Raw genomic sequence first — 21,696 nt, 5'->3', positions numbered from 1 at the left:
TGGCTAAGCTGCGGGTATTCACTATGAAGCTATATGCCAATCAAGATTCAGGGTCTTGCCACACATCAAGGAGCTGTCATCGTAGCCGTAGATGGAGAATCGGATTGTGACTTGGGTAGTACTTTGTACAAGCGCCATTCCCCGTTAAACTCGCGTTCGAGCTGAACCCAGGGTGCTCCTTTTTCATACAAATTCGGATACACCATGTTGATTTTACTCAGTGGCATGCCCGACTTGATCTGGGGTACAAGAATATAATCGACATGACTTTCCTGCGGATAGCTTAATGCCCTATTAAACGTATAATCACTTGTGATCAGGAAGCGCTTCGGGTACTGGCTATACACGATCATGGTGTAGGCTGAGGCCGAATCGGTCATAATGGTTGACTTTGGCAAATGCTCATCTAGCCAGACTGCAATTTTCCGGTCCGTTTCCTGTCTCACATAGTTCACATTCCCTGTTCGTGTGAGGAAGCTGTTCTCATCCGGCGCGATATCCGGGCGAGTCAGTGCATAGGAGAGCAATCCGGCCGTAAGCACCAGACTGACGGACACCAGACCAAAGGCCGCCCGCCGCGCTCTACCCTGGAGCTGACTCAGTTCATACGGCAGCCAGGCGACGGTTATCGGAAACACGTACATAAAATAGCGGAACCATCCATATGAGGATTGCTTCATCATGAGTAAAAATTGTAAACCCGGCACAGACAGGAACAATAGTAAAAGAATCAGCGTTCCCCACCGCAACAACCGACCGCTTAACAGCCGAATGAACAGAATAGCGAACAACGGCACGGAATACCAGAGGGTCTTGGAAGCGATAAATTTCAAGGCAACCAACGGATGATTAAAGATTTCCACGAATTTATCATCATTTAGCAGCTCTGCCGATTGCGCCGTGTTGGAATACTCTGAATTGAGGAAATAAAAGGCATTTCCCATAATGAGATAGTTAAAGAAAATCCACAGCAGACCGGAAAAGACAACAGGCAGCAGGAGCAGCAGCCAAGTCGCCTCGACCTTATGTAGCTTTTCCCGAAAAGGCAGCTCACGTCTGCCCATGTTCCGGTGAAGAAACAGAATGGCTACGACCACGCCGGCTGCCATCGCCACCCCGAGGGGAACTGCCTCATATCGAGTCCAGAACGCCATGGCAAGCGCTAAGCCGGATACGATCAGACTCGCTGTCATGCGGTCCTTGAGCCACAGCGCAAATTCAATCACCGTCATCATAATAAAATATATGTATAGCGAATCGCTCAGCCCGTTGGCACCGAACAATAAAATAAACGGATTCAGCGCATAGAGCAGCGCCAGCATCAAGCTCATTCCCAAGCTAAGCCCTGTTCTGACACCCGCCCGATACAGCAGCACAGCTGTCAAAGCGGCAAAGGTAGTACTCAGGATGACAGCCGCCAATCCGTAGGATGCTAATGCCGGAAATAACGGATACAGCAATAATATCACCATTTCCAAAAGACTGGGCAACGGATTCCAGATGAATCCGATGGCACCCAAATGCGGATCACGGCTATACAGCACATAAAATGCATTGGCTACGCGACTGAGCGCATCCGTATGCATGTATCCCAGAACATAACTGAAATAAATGCCTGCGGACAGCTCCAGCGCAATTATAAACACAAACAGACCTATAACCATCCATCTGTTTGCAGACCATTTGCGAAAGGACATTCCCCTCGTTCCCCCTCAAACTTGTTGCGGTGTTTTTTTCTCAAAATCATGAAGTCTTTTTCTGACGCTGTTGTGGAACGGAGAATATCCAATAGCGATTCCAGATATAATTATGAACGGGCACGATGATGGTGGTCAGTACCTCACCGATCAGATACGACCAGCCGATCCAATGAATGGTTGCGTACATCAGACCTGCATTCAAGAGCAGGCCACAGGAGCAGACCAACAAATATTTAAGAAACTGGGTGCGGCTCCCCTCCCCGGTAGGCTCGAATGTCCAGTTCCGGTTCAGCACATATGATACAAGCAGCGTGACTACGAATCCGATCGTAGTAGCCGTTACCGCAGGCACCCTGAACAGCTCCACCAGCAGTACAAGTACACCGACATGGATACCTGTACCCAGCAGCCCCACAATGCCATATTTAATGATTGGATACTTTAGATATGAACGTCTGATCATGTTGATTAAACTCCCTATCCACCCACAATCGGTCAGCGCTCGCTCGTTTGTCTGCAATCAGATAACGAGGTCTGGCTTTGACTTCGTGATATATGGCGGCGATATATTCTCCTACCACTCCGATGGACAGCATCAATACACTGCCGATAATCAAGAGCAGTAAAATAACAGTTGTAAAACCGGTCACAGCGGTACCCGTTAATTTGTGCGCCAAGGTTTGAATTCCCAATATAACTGAAATCAGCATAAAAATGAGTCCCATCAAGCTTACTACCCGCAACGGCACGGTTGAAAACGAAACTATGGCTTCCGCTGCCAGCCGAACCAGTCCCAACGGACTCCAGCGACTGGGGCCCTCTTCCCGAGGAGCCACCCGGAACGAAATCTGGGTTTTGCGGAAACCAAGCCAGGCCGTCATCCCGCGAAAAAACGGAATCCGTTCAGGCATCGCCATCCAGGCGTCCACCACCCGGCGATCCAGCAGCTTATAATCCGAAGCATCTTTGAGGTTAAAGCCTGTCAAACGATTCAAGGTCGCGTAGAACAATGAAGCCCCAAGCTTTTTGCCCATCGACTCTTCTCCCCGGAATTCCTTCACACATTCGACCAGATCATAGCCCTCTTCCTGCCATAAATGTACCATTTCCCCAATCATCTCAGGAGGATGCTGCAAATCTCCGTCCATAACGATGATGGCATCGCCTGAGGCGTTTTCCAAACCTGCGCACAACGCCAGCTCCTTGCCGAAGTTCCGGCTAAGTCGAAGTGCAAGCAGAGAAGGCATACGGCGGGACAATTCGGATAGCTTAAGCCACGTATCGTCTCTGGAACCGTCATCTATGACAATCAGTTCATAGCGTGAAGTGACCACAGACAGCACCCCATCAATCACCTTGAGTGAACGCTCCAGATGTGAGCTTTCATTATACATGGGAATGACAACAGATAAAAAAGGTGTTTTTGTCTCCATTCTTGCCCCTTCTTTCTTCATATTCAGGAGGACTGCGCCGGGGCTTCATCCAGGTCATGCATATCGGTCAGACCATGCGTCGTCTTCTCCCAATAGAACGGCTTGGTAATGAGCTGCCAGGCCGCCTTCACCGCAGCAATACTCATAAGTACCCAATACAGCGGAGAGAGAAGCCCGTATTTGACCATGGAATATGAAAATGTACGTTCACCGCGCTCTTCCAGTTCACCGATGACCCAATACATTCCGGCCACGTTACTGAATACGAACAAAAAGTTACCGATATAAAATTCCGCGCTGGCCAGGTAATACACATATCCAGGGAACAGCTTGGGAATAAAGGCCATTTCCCAACCAAACCATAAAATCAGCAATCCCCAAAAAATCGGATTCAGCAAAGGCAGCATCGGTGTCGCCAAAATCATGACCTGAAAGCCGAAAAAGCCTTTCCAGCCCACCTCACGTACCAGCTTGACCGGATTGCGCATATGAACCAGCCATGTCTGCATGTATCCCTTGATCCAGCGTGACCGCTGACGAATCCAGTTCCCTACGCGACTGTTCGCTTCCTCCCATGTACGGGAATCGACAATGGCGGTTTTGTAACCGCCTTTATACAGACGTATACCCAGATCGGCATCCTCGGTTACATTGTAGGGGTCCCACGCATTGATATCTTTGAGCACGGATATCCGAAAATGATTGGATGTTCCGCCCAAAGGAATAGGCGTATCCAACTGCATAATACCCGGCAGCAGCAGTTCGAACCACATGCTGTATTCCTGCGTGAACCAGCGGGTCAGCAAATTTTGCGTACTGTTAAAATAGTTGAGCTTCGCTTGAATACACGCATAATGCTCAGGGAGCGAGTTGAACGCCGCAATGACCTTTTTAAGCTGGTCGGAGTCTGGACGATCCTCGGCATCATAAATAACTACAAATTCGCCGCGCGCCCGAATAAGTCCGTAGTTGCACGCCTTCGGCTTGGTTTTTGGCAAGCCGTCAGGGACGACCAGTGTCGTGTAATAGGCGGGCAGCTTCATTTCACGAAGCAACTCAATCGTCTCCACATCGTCCTCTTCAATCAACAGCCGCACATCCAGCTTGGATTTTGGATAATCAAGCTGCTCCAAATTCCGCAACAGCATCGGAAGCACGCCCGCCTCCTTGTACATCGGTACGAGAATCGTATAGATCGGCAGCTTTTTCTCATCCATGGCGTCGACCTCTTCCTTCGTGAAGCGAAGCTGCGCCCCACGCCGAGAACCGAGGTAAATAATACCGAATTTGAAGAGCGTCATAGCAAAATAAAACAACTGAATCAGCATATTGATAATCAGCACCGTATTCCAGCTGTTCCAGAAAAGACCAAGCACTGTAATTACGCCCATTGCCGCGAACACCCAGAGCTGTCCCTTCGTAAAGGTCGTACGCGCCGAATTATGCGGCTCTTTTTCCAACAATCCGGTCGTGCTCTCCTGCATCATTTCCTCACCGTAGATCTTACCCCAGAGCTGCTCCATCTCTTCCTTGGTCGCCAGCACCTGCTCCACCGGCATGCCGAGAATGTCCTCCAGCTTCAAGCGTCGCTCTTCCGGCAACGGATCACTGACCGCCACAATATAGCGGTTCATATATTCATGAATGACGACCACGCCGTAAGCCATGGCCACCTGCTCGGGTAACTTATAGGCTGCATTCAGTGCCAGTTCTTCACCAATACGACCGATCCGGTTCTGTGTAGCAATCGCGCGGTACAAATCCGCAGGCTCCAGCATTTGCAATGAAAGCAAAATATCGCCGAGCAGCCCACCGCTCTTCGCCTGGAACTCCAGTGCGCGCTCTAGCTGCTCAGGTGAAATATAGCCGGAACGTACCAGCATGTCGCCCAGTCGCTCTTTGGATTCATCGCCGTCCACCTGCCCCTGCAACTGCTCCGCGGTAATGAAGCCCATTTCTACCAAAATGTCGCCTAGCCTGCCACCGTAACGTTTTTGGTTTCGGATGGCGTCGGTAAGCTGGTCGCGGGTAATGATGCCGTTGTCCACCAATTGATCTCCAAGGCGGGCCTTGCCGTTCCGTCCGTTCTGTATTCCCGTGGCGGCCTCTCCGCCTGCGGAACCAGGAGCGCTGGAGACTACTCCCAAGGCGGCTCCAGCCGCAGCCTGTTCCTGTTGGCCGCTAAGATATTGGACCTGCGCCTCCTGCGCTTGTCCAGCCTGCACACTTTCATCCAGCAATTGCTCCACCGCTGCTGCCATATCCGCTGCGCTCTGTAATGCCTGGATACGCAGTTCTGTATCCTGAAGCCGCCGCTCCAGTTCCTCAATATGAAAATCCAGCTTATACAGCACTGGGGCCTGCTCCGTCCGCTGGGCCTCCAACTGCTGCTCCAGCCGAGCGATCTGCTGACGCTCTTCTTTTATTCTTCTCTTGGTTTGGGGAATTGAAACTCCCCCAATCCTCCACTTCAGCCTGTCACCCATGGATTCCCGCCCCTTCAATCCAACGCCGCTCTTCTGCGAGCGCATCCACAAGCAGCTGCTTCAACTCCGTATCCCGTTGCTTCTTCCGTTCCAGCGCCGCGTGGAAAAGCTCCCGTTCCTCGCGCAGCAACTTCTCCGCCTGTATCCGCTCCTTGTGCAACAAAGACACCAGCTGATCGGCGTCAGAAGCGAGATAACCGATCCATGCGCTCTTTAACTGCCGCGCCGTTCTTTTGCTTCTCATAATACCTCCCTGAACCGTCCGGACTCTGCCTCTTGATCTGTCCCTTCATCTATGGTCTTACGTCTTCCTGAAAACAGGACATTCTCTTATTCTCATTTAAACCCTTCGTTTACACATTAATGCAAGTCTTCTGGTCAAGAGGGACCTGTAAAAACCTTACATTTATTCATTCGATACCAGTTCTGTTCTGATGAATTGGTAATGCAATTAAAAACTTAGTGCTATTCTACCATACTCGTAGTAGGAGTAGGTATACAATAATGTGAATTCTAGAAACTTTCACACTAATGCATACATAGGTATATAGAACTATTTTATAATTCTAGTGGTTGCACCTGCCCAGGAAATCTTACGCAATCTATCATTGTTCAGATCACCATTAAAGCAAATCCCCTCCGAATACTTTAAAAAGCACAAAAAGCACCGCGAACGGTGCCCTTGCTATTTTGATATCCTGCTTATGTGCTAAACTATTAAATTCTACACAGCGTCCCGCTGCTGTGCAAGAATTCTTTTAGCCTCATTAGTTACTCCGTTTGTGCCCTTCAAACCATGTAGACGTGCTGCTCAGAAGCTGTTCACTGCGTCCGATGGCTGCCTGTACCTGTCCGGTTGCAGTTCCGCCGTATACATTCCGGGCGTTAACCACCGCTTCCGGTTGAAGCACCTCATAGATACGGTTGTCGAACAAGTCGGAAAACTGCTGGAATTCCTCCAGTGTCAGATCAAGCAAATACTTGCCATGCTGGATGCAATACAGCACGGTTTTGCCGATAACCTCATGCGCCTGACGGAACGGAAGTCCCTTGCCGACGAGGAAATCCGCAATATCTGTCGCATTCGAGAAGTCCTGATTGACCGCTTGACGCATGCGATCCTTGTTCACCTTCATCGTTGCGATCATCGGCGCGAACAACTGCAAAGCCCCTTCCAGCGTAGCGACAGTATCGAACATGCCTTCCTTGTCCTCCTGCATATCCTTGTTGTACGCCAGCGGCAAGGATTTCAGTACGGTCAGCAGTCCAACGAGATTGCCATAGACGCGTCCGGTTTTACCGCGTACCAGCTCAGGTACATCCGGGTTTTTCTTCTGCGGCATAATGCTGCTGCCTGTGCAAAAAGCATCATCCAGCTCCACGAAGCCAAACTCCGTGCTGCTCCACAGCACCAGCTCTTCGCTTAGACGCGACAAATGCGTCATGATCAGCGAAGCACCAGCCAAAAACTCTACGATAAAGTCCCGGTCGCTAACGGCGTCCAGACTATTTTCATACACGCCATCAAAACCCAACTGCTCGGCTACAAAATGACGGTCTATCGGAAAAGTGGTTCCGGCCAAAGCGCCAGCGCCGAGCGGCAATACATTAATGCGCTTGTAGCTGTCTTTGAGTCGGTCAATATCGCGCTCCAGCATAGACACATAAGCCAGCAAATGATGCGCGAACAAAATAGGCTGCGCCCGCTGCAAGTGCGTATATCCGGGTACAATCGTATCCAGATTATCCTTCGCCTGTCCGATTAGTGCAGCTTGCACATCATGCAGCATACCAACCAGCGCCACCACACGTCCTCGCAAATACAAGTGCATATCCGTTGCCACCTGATCATTACGGCTGCGTCCGGTGTGCAGCTTCCCACCAACCGGACCAATCGCTTCGATCAGATTTTTTTCGATATTCATATGAATATCCTCGTCCGAAACCGAAAATTCAATCTCCCCACGGCGGATACGCTCCAATACCGTGTGTAGCCCTTCCCTGATCGTATCCGCATCGGCCTGCGGAATAATCCCGCATTTGCCCAGCATGGCTACATGAGCCAAGCTGCCCTGAATATCTTCTTCCGCCAACACCTGATCAAACTCGATGGAAGCCGTGTATTCCTCTACCAGCTTGTTGGTCTGCTTCGTAAAACGTCCGCCCCATAGCTTACTCATTTTTGCAAGATCCCCTCTCTGCAATACAAGCCGCCCTCGTCGCTTGGACAAGGACGGCCCACATCCCGTACATTTTTAGGTTAACTCATTTATTTGTTGTTTTTGGCTACTCCCGCATTGACCTTCAAGCGCAGGGCATTCAAGCGGATAAAGCCAGTTGCATCCCCTTGGTCGTAGGCTTGTGTCGGATCGGCTTCCATCGTCGCAATATCCGGGTTGTACAAGCTGACCGGACTTTTGACACCTGCGCCAATAATATTGCCTTTGTACAGCTTCACGCGCACGGTACCACTGACATTCTTTTGGCTCTCATGAACCAGTACCTGCAAAGCCACACGCTCCGGCGCGAACCAGAAACCGTTGTAGACCAGCGTAGCATATCGGGTAATCAGACTGTCGCGCAGATTCATAACCTCGCGATCCATCGTGATGGACTCCATTTTGCGATGAGCTGTGAACAGGATCGTACCGCCCGGCGTCTCATACACTCCACGGCTCTTCATGCCGACAAAACGGTTTTCCACCATGTCCACACGTCCAATGCCATGCTTGCCACCCAGCTCATTCAGCTTTTCCATAACCTGCAACGGGTTTAGCTGCTCTCCGTTCAAAGCGACACAGTTTCCTGCTTCAAACTCCAGCTCCAAATATTCCGCTTCATCAGGAGCATCCTCAGGTGCATTGCTGAGCAAGAACATTTCTTTATTTTCAGGAGCGCTCGGATCAAACCAAGGGTCCTCCAGCACGCCGCTTTCATAACTAATATGCAGCAGATTACGGTCCATGGAGTATGGCTTGGCCGCAGAAGCGGTTACCGGAATATCGTGTTTCTCCGCATAGGCAATCATTTCTGCCCGGCCCGGGAACTGATTGCGGAACTCTTCCAGCCGCCAAGGTGCGATCACCTTGATATCGGGCGTCAACGCCGCCGCGTTCAGCTCGAAGCGCACCTGATCGTTGCCTTTGCCTGTCGCGCCGTGAGCGATAGCTGTTGCGCCCTCTGCAATCGCAATATCCACCATCCGTTTAGCGATCAATGGACGTGCAATACTCGTTCCTAGCAAATATTGTCCTTCATACAAAGCACCCGCCTGAAACATCGGATAAATAAAATCCTTGGCGAATTCATCACGCAGATCATCAATATACACTTTGGAGGCTCCAGTTGCGAGCGCTTTTTCCTCCAAACCGTCCAGTTCTTCCTTCTGTCCGATATCTGCGGTAAACGCTATGATTTCAGCGTCGTAGGTTTCTTTAAGCCATTTCAAAATGACCGACGTATCCAGACCGCCGGAATATGCGAGTACGATTTTTTCTTTTGCCATGATTGAAAGTCCTCCCCGAATGCTTCTAGCCACTATCTTTCACCATAAAACATAACTTCTTTATCCCATTAAAGCAACCATCAATGCTTTTTGTGCATGCAGACGGTTCTCAGCCTCATCAAAGATCACTGAATTCGGTCCGTCGATTACACCTGCGCTCACTTCTTCGCCACGATGCGCAGGTAGACAGTGCAGGAACAGATAATCTGGCTTCGCCAGCTTAACCAGCTCCTCATTCACCTGAAAGTCGGCAAAAGCAAGCTCCCGTTCCTTCTGCTCTTCCTCAAAGCCCATGCTCGCCCATACATCCGTGTAAATTGCATCTGCATCCTTTACTGCTTCTTGCGGACTTTGGGTAATTACAATCTCACTGCCGGTTTGCTTGGCAATCTCACGAGAAGCTGCCACAACACTTGGATCAGGCTCATATCCAGCAGGACTTGCAAGCGATACATGCACACCAAGTTTCGCTCCACCAATCAACAGGGAATGCGCCATATTGTTGCCGTCCCCGATGTAGGCCAATTTAAGCCCTTTAAGCTTGCCCTTTTGCTCATACAAGGTCTGATAATCAGCCAACACCTGACACGGATGCGCCAAATCGCTCAAGCCGTTGATCACAGGAACAGATGCATAACGCGCCAACTCTACAACATTATCGTGCCCGAAGGTACGGATCATAATGCCATCCAGATAGCGAGACATCACCTGTGCCATATCGCTAATAGGCTCACCACGTCCTAATTGAATATCGTTTTTACTGAGAAAAAGGGCATGCCCACCCAATTGAAACATGCCGACTTCAAAAGATACCCGCGTACGTGTCGAGGACTTTTCAAAAATCAGTCCGATCGTTTTCCCCTTCAGCGGCTGATAGGTTTCTCCATTTTTGTGCTTGCGCTTGATTTCGATGGCGAGATCAATTAAATATTGAATTTCTTCGGTTGAGTAGTCGTCCAACTCAAGGAAGTCCCGCCCCTTCAAGTTAACTTGCTGCAATGCCCCGCCCTGGCTCATGCTATCGTCTCCTTTTACACTCTAATCTAGGCAGTTTAACCGCCTAAGCAATATGCTCCTGAATCACTTCGGTAACAAGTGCTACAGCCTGATCTATCTCGTCCTTCGTTACATACAGGTTAGGCAACAGACGAACCACGTTCGGCCCTGCGGTAATGAACAGAATACCCTTTTTTTGTCCTGCCAAAACAAGCTCCGCCACAGGCTCAGCACACTCGATGCCGACCATCAGACCTTTTCCACGGATATCCTTCACAAAAGGAATCTCTCCAAGCGACTTTTGCAGACTTTGGAACAAATACTCGCCCAGCTCAGCCGCACGCTCTGGAAGTTTTTCGTCAATCATCGTTTCAATGGTCGCCTGAACCGCTGCCATAGCAAGCGGAGTACCGCCAAAGGTAGAGCCGTGACTGCCTGCCGTGAACGCTTCGCGCAAATATCCTTTGCCCAGCATCGCACCAACGGAAAAACCACTGCCCAACCCCTTCGCCAACGTAAAGATATCCGGCTCTATGCCGTAGTGCTCAAAGGAAAACAGCTTGCCTGTACGGCCCATGCCCGTCTGTACCTCATCAATGATCAAAAGCAAACCATGCTCATCGCACAGCTTTGTAATCACGTCTACAAAAGCAGGTTCGACCGGATACATTCCGCCTTCTGCCTGCACCATTTCCAGCATGATTGCAGCCGTATTCTCGCTGATTGCCGCTTCGAGCGCAGCCTGATCGTGGAGAGGAACGCTTTTGAACCCGGCTGGAAGCGGCAAAAAGCCTTCTTTTACTTTATCCTGACCCGTAGCGGTCAAGGTTGCCAGCGTCCGTCCGTGGAAGGATTGCGTGAACGTAATGATCTCATAGCGCCCGGTCTGCTTCACCTTCTGGTGATAACGACGCGCCAGCTTGATCGCAGCCTCATTCGCTTCTGCGCCGCTGTTGCAGAAGAACACGGCATCTGCACTGCTATTGGCAGTCAGCAAAGCGGCGGCCCGTTCCTGCCCAGGAATATGAAACAGATTGGATACATGCCATAGCTCATCAATCTGCTTTTTCAAGCGTTCAGCTACAGCCTGTGGCGCATGTCCAAGATTGGTAACCGCAATACCTGACATGAAATCCAGATAACGCTTGCCCTGATCATCCCACAGCCAGCTTCCTTGTCCTTTGACCAGTGTGAGCGGGTATCTTGCGTAGGTTGGAAAAAGAGAGCTGTCTGTCTGCACAGCTGCGGATGCCTTTTCGGTTTGTACTCCGGTAACGGCTCCGTTCGTATCTGGCGTTTCAACGCTCACCAGCGTGTTCGGTTCCTTACTCATTATGTTCACGCTCCTTTTTCGTTTGGTTATATAGTTTTCGTTATATGTTTGCAATTACTGCATGCGCACGATGCGCGTTCCAAGGACTTCCCCACCCAGTACACGGCTTAATACCTGTGGTTCGCTGCCGTTCACAATGACAACTTCCTTCACCTTGCCGTGGATGCAGGCAATAGCCGCTCTCACCTTAGGGATCATGCCGCCGTATATTTCACCTGTGCTGATCATATCCTCAATCTCCTGTACGGTGATCGAGTCCAGCACCTTCTTTTCTCCACCGATCTTCTTCAATATGCCCGGTACATCCGTAACGACGATCATCCGGCTAACACCCATATGGGATGCCACCGCACCCGCCGCTGTATCTGCGTTAATATTGTAGCGCTGACCGGATCTATCAATCCCGATAGGCGCAATAACGGGCATATAGTTCATATCCAGCACACCTGTAATAATCGAAGCTTGAACAGACGTTACTTCTCCGACCCAGCCGACCTCTGCGGCATTCGACACAGGCTTTGCTTCGATTAAAAAGCCATCACTGCCCGATAAACCCAGTGCTCGACCCCCATGCATTCCGATCCTGCGTACAATCTGCTTGTTAATGCTGCCCGCCAGCACCATTTCCACGACATCCAGCACAGGCTCGGTCGTTTTGCGCAACCCGTTGATAAATGTCGTTTCGATGCCCAGCTTCGCCAAATTGTCGGAGATCGCAGGGCCGCCACCATGTACAATAACAGGTTGCAGGCCTTCCGACTGCAAGCGGGCCAGATCGTCAAAGAAGGAATCAGGCAACGCAGCCAGCGTACTTCCTCCGCATTTCATCACAAAATTACGACGTACCAATCCCGTATGATTGGCTTGATCCGCGTTTTCCACTGCCGATTGCATATAATCTCTCCTTTTTCTCCACTGCACAGTCCGTGCCATTTTACAATAATGCCAGCATTCCATCCGTGCTTATTCCGTTATCTATGTCCGATATGCAGCGTTAATCCGCACGTAATCGTAGGTTAAGTCACAGCCCCAAGCTGTGGCGGTTCCGTTCCCGTGATGCAAATCCACAATAATCCGCACCGTATCTCCCCGAAGGTAGGAGAGCGCCTCATTTTCATCAAAAGCGACTGGGCTGGACGCGCTCAGCACAACAATATCACCCAAGCGGATGTCTACCGTATCCGGGTTGACCGGCTCTCCGGCCCGTCCGACAGCTGCAATAATCCGGCCCCAGTTCGCATCAGCACCAAAAACAGCCGACTTCACCAGACTGGACCCGATCACCGTCTTCGCGATCGCTTGAGCAGATGCATCGCTGACCGCGCCGCTCACGCACACCTCTACCAGCTTCGTAGCGCCTTCCCCATCGCGGGCAATTGCCTTCGCCAGCTCACGACAGATATAGGTGAACGCTTCGGTAAAAGCAGCCCAATCGGGATGTCCTTCGTGCAGCTCACGGTTACCTGCCAGCCCGCTTGCCATCGCGATCAGCATATCGTTCGTGCTCGTATCGCCATCTACTGTAATCATATTAAAGCTGGTATCCGTTGCCTGCTTCAATAGCTGATGAAGTGCAGTCTGCCCAATCGCAGCATCACAGGTCATAAAAGCCAGCATCGTCGCCATGTTCGGATGAATCATGCCCGAGCCCTTCGCCGCCCCGGCGATGTGTACGGTCACGCCATCCACTTCAACCGCCACGCATGCTTCCTTCTTAACCAAGTCCGTCGTCAGAATGGCTTGGGTAAATTGCTCCGCTCCATCGCTTTCCCCGTTCACACGGCCAGGTAATGCAGATATGCCGCCAAGCACACGGTCCATTTTCAAATGCTCACCAATCATGCCCGTCGATGCAACGGCTACATTACTCTCCGCAACACCCAGCTCACGAGCAGCAGCCGAGCGCATAGCGTAAGCATCCTGCTCTCCTTGCTGTCCGGTGCAGGCATTGGCGTTCCCACTGTTCACCACGACCGCTTGCAGCCGACCATCCACGAGGCTCTCGCGAGTCACTTTGAGCGGTGCAGCCTGAAATACATTGGTGGTGTATACCGCAGCAGCCGTCGCCTCTACCTCGCAGCGAATCGCGCCGATATCGTTGCGGTCCGCATTTTTAAGCCCGCAGTGCAACCCTCCGGCTGTAAAGCCGCGCGGGGTTACGATATTGCCCCCGTTTACTACTGTAAACCCTACTTTGCCCATAATTGTGTGCCCTCGTCTGCAACGCTTTCTATAAGTAACGGTTCTATTTGCGAATCCATTCCCGTCTGCTTATGTTTCCCGTTCCATGTTGCGACTGCTTGCTGCTTTACGGATATACCGGTATGAAGCCCAGTCCGAGGTTCTCCTCCCATCCCATCATCAAGTTTAAGTTCTGAATCGCCTGTCCGGCAGCACCCTTCACGACGTTATCAATGACCGAAATAATCGTAAGACGCCCGGTCCGTGCATCTGCTGCAAAACCGATATCGCAGTAATTGGAGCCAAATACTTCCTTCGTCGCTGGCCATACACCTTCTCCGCGCACACGGACAAAAGGATGGTCTTTATAATAATCCCGGTATAGCCCGATGAGATCCTGGTCTGAGTATGCACCCTTCAACGTGACATAAATCGTACTCATAATTCCTCGGGTCATCGGAACCAGTTGTGTCGTAAACGTAATCGTAACGTCCTCACCCGCAATATCGCCCAAAACCTGTTCGATTTCAGGGATATGCTGGTGCTTGTTAATCTTGTAGGCTTTAAAATTCTCATTCATCTCCGCATAATGCGAAACGAGACTTGCTCCCCGGCCGGAGCCGGATACTCCGGATTTGGCATCTACAATTAGCGTCCGATGGTCGATCCAATCTGCCTTCAACGCAGGGATAATTCCCAGCAATGTTGCCGTTGGATAGCAGCCCGGATTAGAAATAAAAGAGACGCCAGCAAGCCTTTCTGCATATACCTCGCTAAGTCCGTATACGGCTTGCTTGAGATATTCAGGTGAAGCCGCAGGCTTTTTATACCATGCTTCGTACGTTTCCCCGCTTCGCAGTCTGAAATCCCCGGAGAGGTCAATGACCTTCAATCCGGCGTCGAGAAGCTGCGGCACCAGCTTGGTGCTGACACCAGAAGGTGTAGCTGTGAAAACCAGATCAGCCTTGGCAGCCATCTCTTGAACATCGACACCGTCCAAATCCTGAACCACAATGTCCGTCAGATGTGGAAACCCGTCACTGATCGGGACACCCGCGCTGGACGAAGAAATAACAGATACGATCTCTACCTGCGGATGATGAACTAAAAAACGAATGAGCTCCACCCCGCCATACCCGGTGGAACCGACAATTGCCACTTTTAGCTTGCTGCTCACAGACCTTCCTCCATTCCGTTCCTATGAAATATGTATTATTATACGATCTTATTCATATAAATACAACATGCTCATGTAAGTTTATCACCCAAATTTGAAATGATTGTCTATGTATTGGTATTCATTTAGATATCTCATTTGCTGCACTTGATGTCGAGGCTCCTATCAGAACCTGTATACATACAAAAAAGGAAAACCACGTTTTGCAAAAACGGATTTCCCCCTATTTAGTAGCTATAATCAACCTTTCGGCAAGCCACTTTGTTTCAGCCTTCCTTCTTAAAACCCTCACCCAATACCTCACGCGTGTTACTAATAATCACAAAAGCATCCGGATCTACCAAGCGAACAAGCGTTTTGAGACGGGTCACCTCATTTTGGCCTACCACAACCATTAGTACAGGACGTTCTTCGTTCGTATAACCGCCCCGTCCTGCCAGCTCCGTCAATCCGCGATCCAGGTCCTGTAAAATAGCCTGTGTGATCTTCTCCTTCTGATTGGATATGATATAGGCCACTTTGGAGTAGCTTAACCCCATTTCCACAGTATCAATGACCTTGCCAGTTACAAACAAACCAATTAGTGCATACAGCGCCCGCTCCGGCGATAGAGCAAAGCCAGCCAGTGTGATGACTGTACCGTCCATAAGCATGACGCAGAGTGATAGGCTGAGGCCGGTATATTTTTGAATGATCTGCGCCAAAATAGCCAGCCCACCCGTCGAGCCTCTGCCCCGGAATACAGTGCCCAATCCCAACCCTACTCCGATTCCACCATACAGCGAAGCCAGCAACGGATTCGTTGTCGGAACTGCCCAATCCTTAGTTAGATAAACGAATAAAGGTAACATGATACTTCCCAGCAGGGAACGCAAACCGTATTTCTTTCCTAACAGCAGCACCCCAGCTATAAATAACGGAATATTCATTCCCCACTGCGTATAAGCTGGTTCCAGACCAAACAGATCCTGGCCCAAAATAGATAAACCCGACACACCCCCGGATGCAATTCGGTTAGGAAGCAGGAACATATTGAAGGTCAGCGCCGTAATGAAGGAGCCGAGCACAATGAGCAGAACATCCATCACATTGCGAGCGGGGCCGCTGGCGGCAATCAGAGGCCTACGGCGTCTTCGCCGAGCAGCGGGGAGATTCATTTGGGACATCTTTCGTATTCTCCTTTAATTTAAAAATACCGTGTACACAAAAATTCATACAGGCTATTATTCTGCGTCCAGCTTGATCTGACTGCGTAGGTAACCGTCGATGAACGGGTCCAGATCGCCATCCATGACAGCCCCTACATTGCCTGTTTCCACACTGGTACGATGATCCTTCACCATACTGTATGGGTGGAACACGTAAGAACGAATTTGGCTGCCCCATGCAATATCGGACTGTTCCCCACGGATTTCGTCCAATTGTTGACGCTGCTCTTCAATTTTGCGCTCATAGAGCTTGGAACGAAGCATCGTCATAGCCTGCTCACGGTTCTTGATCTGGGAGCGCTCATTCTGACAAGTTACCACAATGCCGGAAGGAAGATGCGTAATCCGAACTGCTGAATCGGTCGTGTTAATATGCTGACCGCCTGCGCCGCTGGCGCGGTACGTATCAATTTTAAGATCCTCTGTCCGGATTTCAACGTCCACATCATCCGCAATTTCCGGCACGACATCACAGGATACGAACGACGTATGCCGACGACCCGAGGAATCAAATGGAGAAATGCGAACAAGCCGATGCACGCCTTTTTCTGCTTTGAGGTAGCCGTAAGCATTATAGCCCTTGATTAACAGTGTTACACTTTTGATCCCTGCTTCATCACCCGCCAGGTAATCCAGCGTTTCTACCTTAAAGCCGCGTTTTTCTGCCCAGCGTGTATACATCCGTAGCAGCATTTGACCCCAGTCCTGCGACTCGGTTCCGCCTGCCCCCGGATGCAGCTCCAAAATGGCATTAAGCTTGTCATATGGCTGATTTAAAAGCAATTGCAGTTCGAACTCCTCAAGCTTGCTCAGCAAGGATCTGATACTGTTCTCAATTTCTCCAGCCAGTGTTTCGTCGCCTTCCTCATCGGCCAGCTCAGCCATCATCCCCGCATCCTCATACTCCTGACGGAGCTGTTCATAGCTGTCTACCGAAGACTTAACCGCGTTCATTTCCGCGATCACAGCTTGGGCTTTATCGTTATCATCCCAAAAATTAGGCGCAGCCATCTTTTCCTCAAAGTTTGCGATCATTTCCTGTTTGAGATCTAAGTCAAAGAGACCCCCTAAGGTTTGTTAGTTTCTTGCCTATTTCTCTTAAATCATGTTTAACATTTGGATCAATCATTATGTCATTCTCCTTTTGGCGATGGGTTAAGGGTTTAAAAGTGTTATGAGTACGGCTGGGTGAGGAGACGCTACGCGAAGGATTTGATCTTACGAACGCTGGCGCTTCTCCAGATTCAAATTCTTCGCTTCGCTGCTGACCGCCGTAAAGTCAAACGACTTTTAAATAACCGGCTCTGGTATGTGAGCCGGGTCAAGAGCTGAAGTTCAGCTTGCTCCCCTGTATGGCACAAAATGGCCGACGGTCAGTTGGATAAACTGCCGCCTGCCATTATATGCATTACAGGAAATGAATGCTTCCCTAAATCCGTCCTTCAATCCGTTATTTTCTGCGCGGACGCGAAGGAGTAGATTTCTTTTTAGGAGCAGCAGGTTCGCCACTCGTCGAGATTTTGTCTTCGTCGATGACAGCCTGACGCTCTTGGTTGGATTCAATTTGCGCCTTCATGATGTAAGTCGCTACTTCCTCCTGGATGCTGGCGATCATGGCATGGAACATTTCAAAACCTTCAAACTGGTATTCACGCAATGGATCGGTACCACCATAAGCACGCAAGTGAATACCTTGACGCAGCTGATCCATAGCATCAATATGATCCATCCATTTGCTATCCACTGCACGCAGTACGATAACTTTCTCGAACTCACGTACCATGTCTTCGCCAATCGTCTCTTCACGTCTGTGGTATCTTTCGGTGACTTTCTCGAAGATCAGTTCAACGATCTCTTCTTTTTCTTTACCCCACAGGTCATCACGACTAATTGCATTTTCATCTAGCAGATTGTTATTCACATATTCCGCTACTTCTTCAAGCTCCCAGTTTTCAGGGATGTCATCACTGCAATGAGCTTCCACCACACGCTCAATGACAGGCTTGATCATGTCGAACACAACTTCTTTAATGTTCTCCGATTCCAGCACTTCACGACGCTGCTTGTAAATAATAGTACGCTGCTGGTTCATCACGTCATCATACTGGAGAACGACTTTGCGCTGATCAAAGTTGTTGCCCTCAACGCGTTTTTGCGCCGATTCGATAGCACGTGTAATCATCCGACTCTCGATTGGTTGGTCTTCCTCGAAGCCCAAGCGCTCCATCATATTGAGTACGTTGTCCGCACCAAAACGCTTCATCAACTCATCACCCAGCGATAAGTAAAACTGTGTAGACCCCGGATCACCTTGGCGTCCTGCACGGCCACGAAGCTGATTATCAATACGGCGAGATTCGTGACGCTCTGTACCGATGATGTGTAAACCACCAATACCCGATACGCCATCGCCCAACACGATGTCTGTACCCCGCCCTGCCATGTTCGTGGCAATGGTTACTGAACCCGCTTCACCTGCTCGGGAAATGATTTCAGCTTCCTCGGCATGATACTTGGCGTTAAGCACTTTATGCCGGACGCCTTTGCGTTTCAGCATTTCGGACAGAAGCTCCGAATTTTCAATAGAAATCGTACCTACCAATATCGGCTGGTTGTTTTTGTGGCGCTCCACAATCTCATCCACTACCGCATGGAATTTACCTTTTACGCTCTTGTATACTACGTCAGGCATATCCACACGCTGATTTGCCCGGTTCGTAGGGATCTGGAGAACCTCCAGGCCATATATTTTTTTAAATTCTTCTTCTTCTGTTTTAGCTGTACCCGTCATACCCGCCAATTTGCGATACATACGGAAATAGTTTTGGAAAGTAATCGTCGCCAGCGTCATGCTCTCGTTCTGTACAACGATGTTTTCCTTCGCTTCAATCGCCTGATGCAAACCATCGCTGTAGCGACGTCCGGCCATTAGACGGCCTGTGAACTCATCGACAATCAGAACTTCGCCGTCAGCTACGACATAATCCACATCCAGACGCATAATAGCGTTAGCCTTCAGGGCCTGCACGATGTGGTGATTGATTGTAACACTTTCCTGATCGTACAGGTTCTCCAGTCCGAAGAAATTCTCAGCCTTGGATACACCATTCTCGGTCAAAGCAACCGACTTCACCTTGATATCCAAGGTGTAATCTTCTTCAACATTCAGACTCTTCACAAAACGGTCAGCCGCAAAATACAGCTCCGTGGATTTCTGAGCTTGTCCAGAGATAATCAGCGGCGTACGAGCTTCATCGACGAGAATTGAATCCACTTCATCAATGATACAGAAATACAACGGACGTTGTACCATCTGTTCTTTGTAAAGCACCATGTTGTCACGCAGGTAGTCGAATCCAAACTCATTGTTCGTTCCGTATGTGATGTCACAAGCATATGCCGCTTGCTTTTCTCCATGACCCAGACCGGCCAAATTCAGCCCAACCGACATGCCCAGGAAGTTATAGATTTGTCCCATTTCTCCACTGTCACGTTGCGCCAAATAGTCATTGACCGTAACCACGTGCACGCCTTTACCCAACAGTGCATTCAAATAAACCGGCAGTGTTCCCACCAGTGTTTTACCTTCGCCAGTTTTCATTTCGGCAATTCTACCTTCATGCAGCGCAATACCACCAAGCATCTGAACGTCATAATGACGTTTGCCCAATACCCGCTTGGACGCCTCACGAACGGTTGCGAAAGCATCCGGCAAAATCTCTTCCGCCGTAGTTCCCTGCTCAATCCGGGCTTTAAACTCCGCCGTTTTCGCTTGCAGCTCCTCATCCGATAGCTTCTCGAAATCCGGCTCAAATTTATTGATCAGCTCAACCGTCTTCATTAAACGCTTGACGTCACGTTCGTTTGTATCTCCAAAAATTTTCTTTACAATTCCTAACATGGTTTACCCCTTTCACGCAAAACAATTAATAGAATCAATTTCACAATAAGAAAGGGTCCATGATGAAATTGATCCCGATATGTTTGACAGGCCCGGCTATACCAGCCCATCGTGCGATGTTCTTTGCATAAATTGTAACAGTTTGTAGGACATGCCGCAACACAAGCCGCTCCCTGATTTGCATCCGGTTAAAGATACCAAAACAATTGACGCATGAAATACATAATTAGTTACGTTTATTTGCATTAAAATTACATTTCATTTTCAGAAAAACATATAAAAGAGCCCTATCCCGCCAGGTTCGCAAGGATAAGGCTCGTCGTTATTTTCATTCTTCCCAATCTCCAATGAAGCATGCTTTCAATCGGGAACCCTCTATTCATTTTCAAACAAGATAAGTTCCTGTCTTACAGATTATTCCCGTTCGATCAGGCCGTATTTACCATCATTGCGCTTGTAAACCACGCTGACTTCTTCGTTATCAATATTGGCAAATACAAAGAAATTATGTCCAACCATGTTCATTTGAAGAATAGCCTCTTCCACATCCATCGGTTTCAATAAGAAACGCTTGGTGCGGACGACTTCCAGCTCATCCAATTCTGCATCTTCAGCAACAGCCACGCCACCTGCCGTATCTTCAACAAAAAGGGTTTTCAAGCTGCCTTCCTGACGAAATTTACGGTTCAGCTTAGTTTTATGCTTGCGAATCTGCCGCTCAAGCTTGTCTACCACGGCATCAATAGACGCATACATATCGTCGCTTTCGTCTTCGGCACGGAGTACAAGCCCCGGCAAAGGAATGGTTACTTCTACAGTGTGCAAATCTCTGGTTGTGCTTAACGTTACACTTCCGTCAGACGTCGGGGGTGCATCGAAATACTTCTCAAGTCTGCTGAATTTCTTATCAACGTATTCCTTCAAAGCGTCGGTAACCTCGATCTGTTGACCTCGTACTGTTAAGTTCATAGGGCACGCCTCCTTTGCTCCTCCAGTATAACACATATGTTAACGCCAAGTAAAAAAAGCACCCGACATTTCGGAGGTATTTTACAAAATTCTGTTTTTTTCGATAAAACGCTTCCTCCAACACCCTTTTTATGGAAATAATGTTTTAAAGAGGCATTCATACACATGTGAATAATAAGCACATATAAAAAAAAGTTGCTCTGCTGCATCGTGACATTTATGAATTCCCGGCTTTACGCTCAGCTACCTTAACGAAAAAGGACGGGTGGCCCTTTCACACTGAATCGGATACAGTTCTGCCGAAAAATTTCCTTTTTCTGTGAACGGGTCACTCGTGTAAAGGGCCCTTTTATATACCTAGAAAACATAAAAAAGCCCTGGAATACATTCCAGGGCAGTTGCTAGCGCGTTATCCATTGCTAACCATCTTACCAATTATGTAGGTCGGCTATGCCGGGGATGATTATAATTTGGTTACGTTAGCGGCTTGTGGTCCACGTGCGCCTTCGACAATGTCGAACTCCACGTCTTGTCCTTCTTCAAGTGTTTTGAAACCTTCTGTTTGAATTGCGGAAAAATGAACGAATACGTCGCCGCCATCAGCAGTTTCAATGAAACCATAACCTTTTTCTGCGTTAAACCATTTAACTTTACCTTGCATGCACTAACATTCCCTTCGTCATCAAATGAAGTGAAGCTCTCGCCCACATTTCCGACTATACCATCCAAAGTTATCCATTGTCAATTGGAATTGATAATGTTTTCATGTATAGTTATTCCATATAGCACGTCTGTTGATTAACCATA

The 21,696-nt window shown here is 49.2% G+C and carries 18 protein-coding genes; 1 reads left to right on the top strand and 17 read right to left on the bottom strand.

Going from position 1 to position 21,696, the window contains the following annotated elements; genetic code table 11:
• Window positions 1–65: 65 nt before the first annotated feature.
• From ACIFO6_RS12995 to prfB, 14 genes are all read right to left on the bottom strand, one after another.
• Window positions 66–1,697, bottom strand: a complete 1,632-nt coding sequence (locus ACIFO6_RS12995; RefSeq protein ID WP_430041057.1) for a hypothetical protein — start codon at window positions 1,695–1,697, stop codon at window positions 66–68.
• 46 nt (window positions 1,698–1,743) lie between these two features.
• Window positions 1,744–2,163, bottom strand: coding sequence for a GtrA family protein (locus tag ACIFO6_RS12990; protein WP_430041056.1), 420 nt, complete (start codon window positions 2,161–2,163; stop codon window positions 1,744–1,746).
• Entirely contained in the window at window positions 2,126–3,133 is a 1,008-nt protein-coding gene (locus ACIFO6_RS12985; protein WP_430041055.1) for a glycosyltransferase family 2 protein, read from the bottom strand. Before ACIFO6_RS12985 ends, ACIFO6_RS12990 begins: the two co-directional genes overlap by 38 nt.
• A 23-nt stretch (window positions 3,134–3,156) precedes the next feature.
• Window positions 3,157–5,619, bottom strand: a complete 2,463-nt coding sequence (locus tag ACIFO6_RS12980; protein ID WP_430041054.1) for a glycosyltransferase family 2 protein — start codon at window positions 5,617–5,619, stop codon at window positions 3,157–3,159.
• Complete coding sequence (locus ACIFO6_RS12975; RefSeq protein WP_430041053.1) at window positions 5,612–5,863, bottom strand: hypothetical protein; 252 nt, start codon at window positions 5,861–5,863, stop codon at window positions 5,612–5,614. Before ACIFO6_RS12975 ends, ACIFO6_RS12980 begins: the two co-directional genes overlap by 8 nt.
• A 523-nt stretch (window positions 5,864–6,386) precedes the next feature.
• Window positions 6,387–7,799, bottom strand: coding sequence for an argininosuccinate lyase (gene argH / locus ACIFO6_RS12970; protein WP_430041051.1), 1,413 nt, complete (start codon window positions 7,797–7,799; stop codon window positions 6,387–6,389).
• Between the two features lie 89 nt (window positions 7,800–7,888).
• Window positions 7,889–9,124 (bottom strand): argininosuccinate synthase, encoded by a 1,236-nt coding sequence (locus ACIFO6_RS12965; protein ID WP_430041050.1) that lies wholly within the window; start codon window positions 9,122–9,124, stop codon window positions 7,889–7,891.
• A gap of 60 nt (window positions 9,125–9,184) precedes the next feature.
• Window positions 9,185–10,141 carry an ornithine carbamoyltransferase gene (gene argF, locus ACIFO6_RS12960; protein ID WP_430041049.1) on the bottom strand — a complete coding sequence of 319 codons (957 nt, stop codon included), beginning with the start codon at window positions 10,139–10,141 and terminating at the stop codon, window positions 9,185–9,187.
• Window positions 10,142–10,184: 43 nt separating this feature from the next.
• Window positions 10,185–11,453: an acetylornithine transaminase gene (locus tag ACIFO6_RS12955; RefSeq protein ID WP_430041048.1), complete on the bottom strand. Its 1,269-nt coding sequence runs from the start codon at window positions 11,451–11,453 to the stop codon at window positions 10,185–10,187.
• 54 nt (window positions 11,454–11,507) lie between these two features.
• Window positions 11,508–12,347, bottom strand: coding sequence for an acetylglutamate kinase (argB, locus tag ACIFO6_RS12950; protein WP_430041047.1), 840 nt, complete (start codon window positions 12,345–12,347; stop codon window positions 11,508–11,510).
• Window positions 12,348–12,428: 81 nt separating this feature from the next.
• Window positions 12,429–13,655: a bifunctional glutamate N-acetyltransferase/amino-acid acetyltransferase ArgJ gene (argJ, locus tag ACIFO6_RS12945; protein WP_430041046.1), complete on the bottom strand. Its 1,227-nt coding sequence runs from the start codon at window positions 13,653–13,655 to the stop codon at window positions 12,429–12,431.
• A gap of 106 nt (window positions 13,656–13,761) precedes the next feature.
• Window positions 13,762–14,811 carry an N-acetyl-gamma-glutamyl-phosphate reductase gene (gene argC / locus ACIFO6_RS12940; RefSeq protein WP_430041045.1) on the bottom strand — a complete coding sequence of 350 codons (1,050 nt, stop codon included), beginning with the start codon at window positions 14,809–14,811 and terminating at the stop codon, window positions 13,762–13,764.
• A 266-nt stretch (window positions 14,812–15,077) separates the two neighbouring features.
• On the bottom strand, window positions 15,078–15,977 hold the full coding sequence (locus ACIFO6_RS12935; protein WP_430041044.1) for a YitT family protein: 900 nt from the start codon (window positions 15,975–15,977) through the stop codon (window positions 15,078–15,080).
• Between the two features lie 57 nt (window positions 15,978–16,034).
• A protein-coding gene (gene prfB, locus ACIFO6_RS12930) for a peptide chain release factor 2 (RefSeq protein WP_430041043.1) occupies window positions 16,035–17,148 on the bottom strand; the annotation gives its coding sequence in 2 pieces (ribosomal slippage) (window positions 16,035–17,075 and window positions 17,077–17,148; 1,113 coding nt in all).
• A 59-nt stretch (window positions 17,149–17,207) separates the two neighbouring features.
• On the opposite strand from prfB, the gene ACIFO6_RS12925 reads away from it, so the two are divergent.
• Complete coding sequence (locus ACIFO6_RS12925) at window positions 17,208–17,351, top strand: hypothetical protein (RefSeq protein ID WP_430041042.1); 144 nt, start codon at window positions 17,208–17,210, stop codon at window positions 17,349–17,351.
• A 118-nt stretch (window positions 17,352–17,469) separates the two neighbouring features.
• Here ACIFO6_RS12925 and secA read toward each other — a convergent pair whose 3' ends face one another.
• The 3 genes from secA to ACIFO6_RS12910 form a co-directional block, all read right to left on the bottom strand.
• Window positions 17,470–19,920 (bottom strand): preprotein translocase subunit SecA, encoded by a 2,451-nt coding sequence (gene secA, locus ACIFO6_RS12920; RefSeq protein WP_430041041.1) that lies wholly within the window; start codon window positions 19,918–19,920, stop codon window positions 17,470–17,472.
• 414 nt (window positions 19,921–20,334) lie between these two features.
• The gene (gene hpf / locus ACIFO6_RS12915; RefSeq protein ID WP_137060524.1) at window positions 20,335–20,889 is read right to left on the bottom strand and encodes a ribosome hibernation-promoting factor, HPF/YfiA family; all 555 of its coding nucleotides are present in this window, start codon (window positions 20,887–20,889) and stop codon (window positions 20,335–20,337) included.
• 463 nt (window positions 20,890–21,352) lie between these two features.
• The gene (locus ACIFO6_RS12910; protein ID WP_013373372.1) at window positions 21,353–21,550 is read right to left on the bottom strand and encodes a cold shock domain-containing protein; all 198 of its coding nucleotides are present in this window, start codon (window positions 21,548–21,550) and stop codon (window positions 21,353–21,355) included.
• Window positions 21,551–21,696: the final 146 nt, after the last annotated feature.

Source organism: Paenibacillus sp. NRS-1781 (assembly GCF_050467745.1).
Classification (GTDB): domain Bacteria; phylum Bacillota; class Bacilli; order Paenibacillales; family Paenibacillaceae; genus Paenibacillus; species Paenibacillus terrae_A.
This window is presented reverse-complemented; position numbering and strand designations above follow the sequence as displayed.

What these genes read in the sequence shown, in the direction of transcription:
- argH (WP_430041051.1), bottom strand. Translation starts at nt 7,799, where the DNA reads ATGAGTAAGCTATGGGGCGGACGTTTTACGAAGCAGACCAACAAGCTG.
- ACIFO6_RS12990 (WP_430041056.1), bottom strand. Translation starts at nt 2,163, where the DNA reads ATGATCAGACGTTCATATCTAAAGTATCCAATCATTAAATATGGCATT.
- ACIFO6_RS12935 (WP_430041044.1), bottom strand. Translation starts at nt 15,977, where the DNA reads ATGTCCCAAATGAATCTCCCCGCTGCTCGGCGAAGACGCCGTAGGCCT.
- ACIFO6_RS12980 (WP_430041054.1), bottom strand. Translation starts at nt 5,619, where the DNA reads ATGGGTGACAGGCTGAAGTGGAGGATTGGGGGAGTTTCAATTCCCCAA.
- argB (WP_430041047.1), bottom strand. Translation starts at nt 12,347, where the DNA reads ATGCAATCGGCAGTGGAAAACGCGGATCAAGCCAATCATACGGGATTG.
- ACIFO6_RS12910 (WP_013373372.1), bottom strand. Translation starts at nt 21,550, where the DNA reads ATGCAAGGTAAAGTTAAATGGTTTAACGCAGAAAAAGGTTATGGTTTC.
- ACIFO6_RS12965 (WP_430041050.1), bottom strand. Translation starts at nt 9,124, where the DNA reads ATGGCAAAAGAAAAAATCGTACTCGCATATTCCGGCGGTCTGGATACG.
- argJ (WP_430041046.1), bottom strand. Translation starts at nt 13,655, where the DNA reads ATGGGCAAAGTAGGGTTTACAGTAGTAAACGGGGGCAATATCGTAACC.
- ACIFO6_RS12985 (WP_430041055.1), bottom strand. Translation starts at nt 3,133, where the DNA reads ATGGAGACAAAAACACCTTTTTTATCTGTTGTCATTCCCATGTATAAT.
- ACIFO6_RS12975 (WP_430041053.1), bottom strand. Translation starts at nt 5,863, where the DNA reads ATGAGAAGCAAAAGAACGGCGCGGCAGTTAAAGAGCGCATGGATCGGT.
- hpf (WP_137060524.1), bottom strand. Translation starts at nt 20,889, where the DNA reads ATGAACTTAACAGTACGAGGTCAACAGATCGAGGTTACCGACGCTTTG.
- ACIFO6_RS12995 (WP_430041057.1), bottom strand. Translation starts at nt 1,697, where the DNA reads ATGTCCTTTCGCAAATGGTCTGCAAACAGATGGATGGTTATAGGTCTG.
- ACIFO6_RS12955 (WP_430041048.1), bottom strand. Translation starts at nt 11,453, where the DNA reads ATGAGTAAGGAACCGAACACGCTGGTGAGCGTTGAAACGCCAGATACG.
- secA (WP_430041041.1), bottom strand. Translation starts at nt 19,920, where the DNA reads ATGTTAGGAATTGTAAAGAAAATTTTTGGAGATACAAACGAACGTGAC.
- argF (WP_430041049.1), bottom strand. Translation starts at nt 10,141, where the DNA reads ATGAGCCAGGGCGGGGCATTGCAGCAAGTTAACTTGAAGGGGCGGGAC.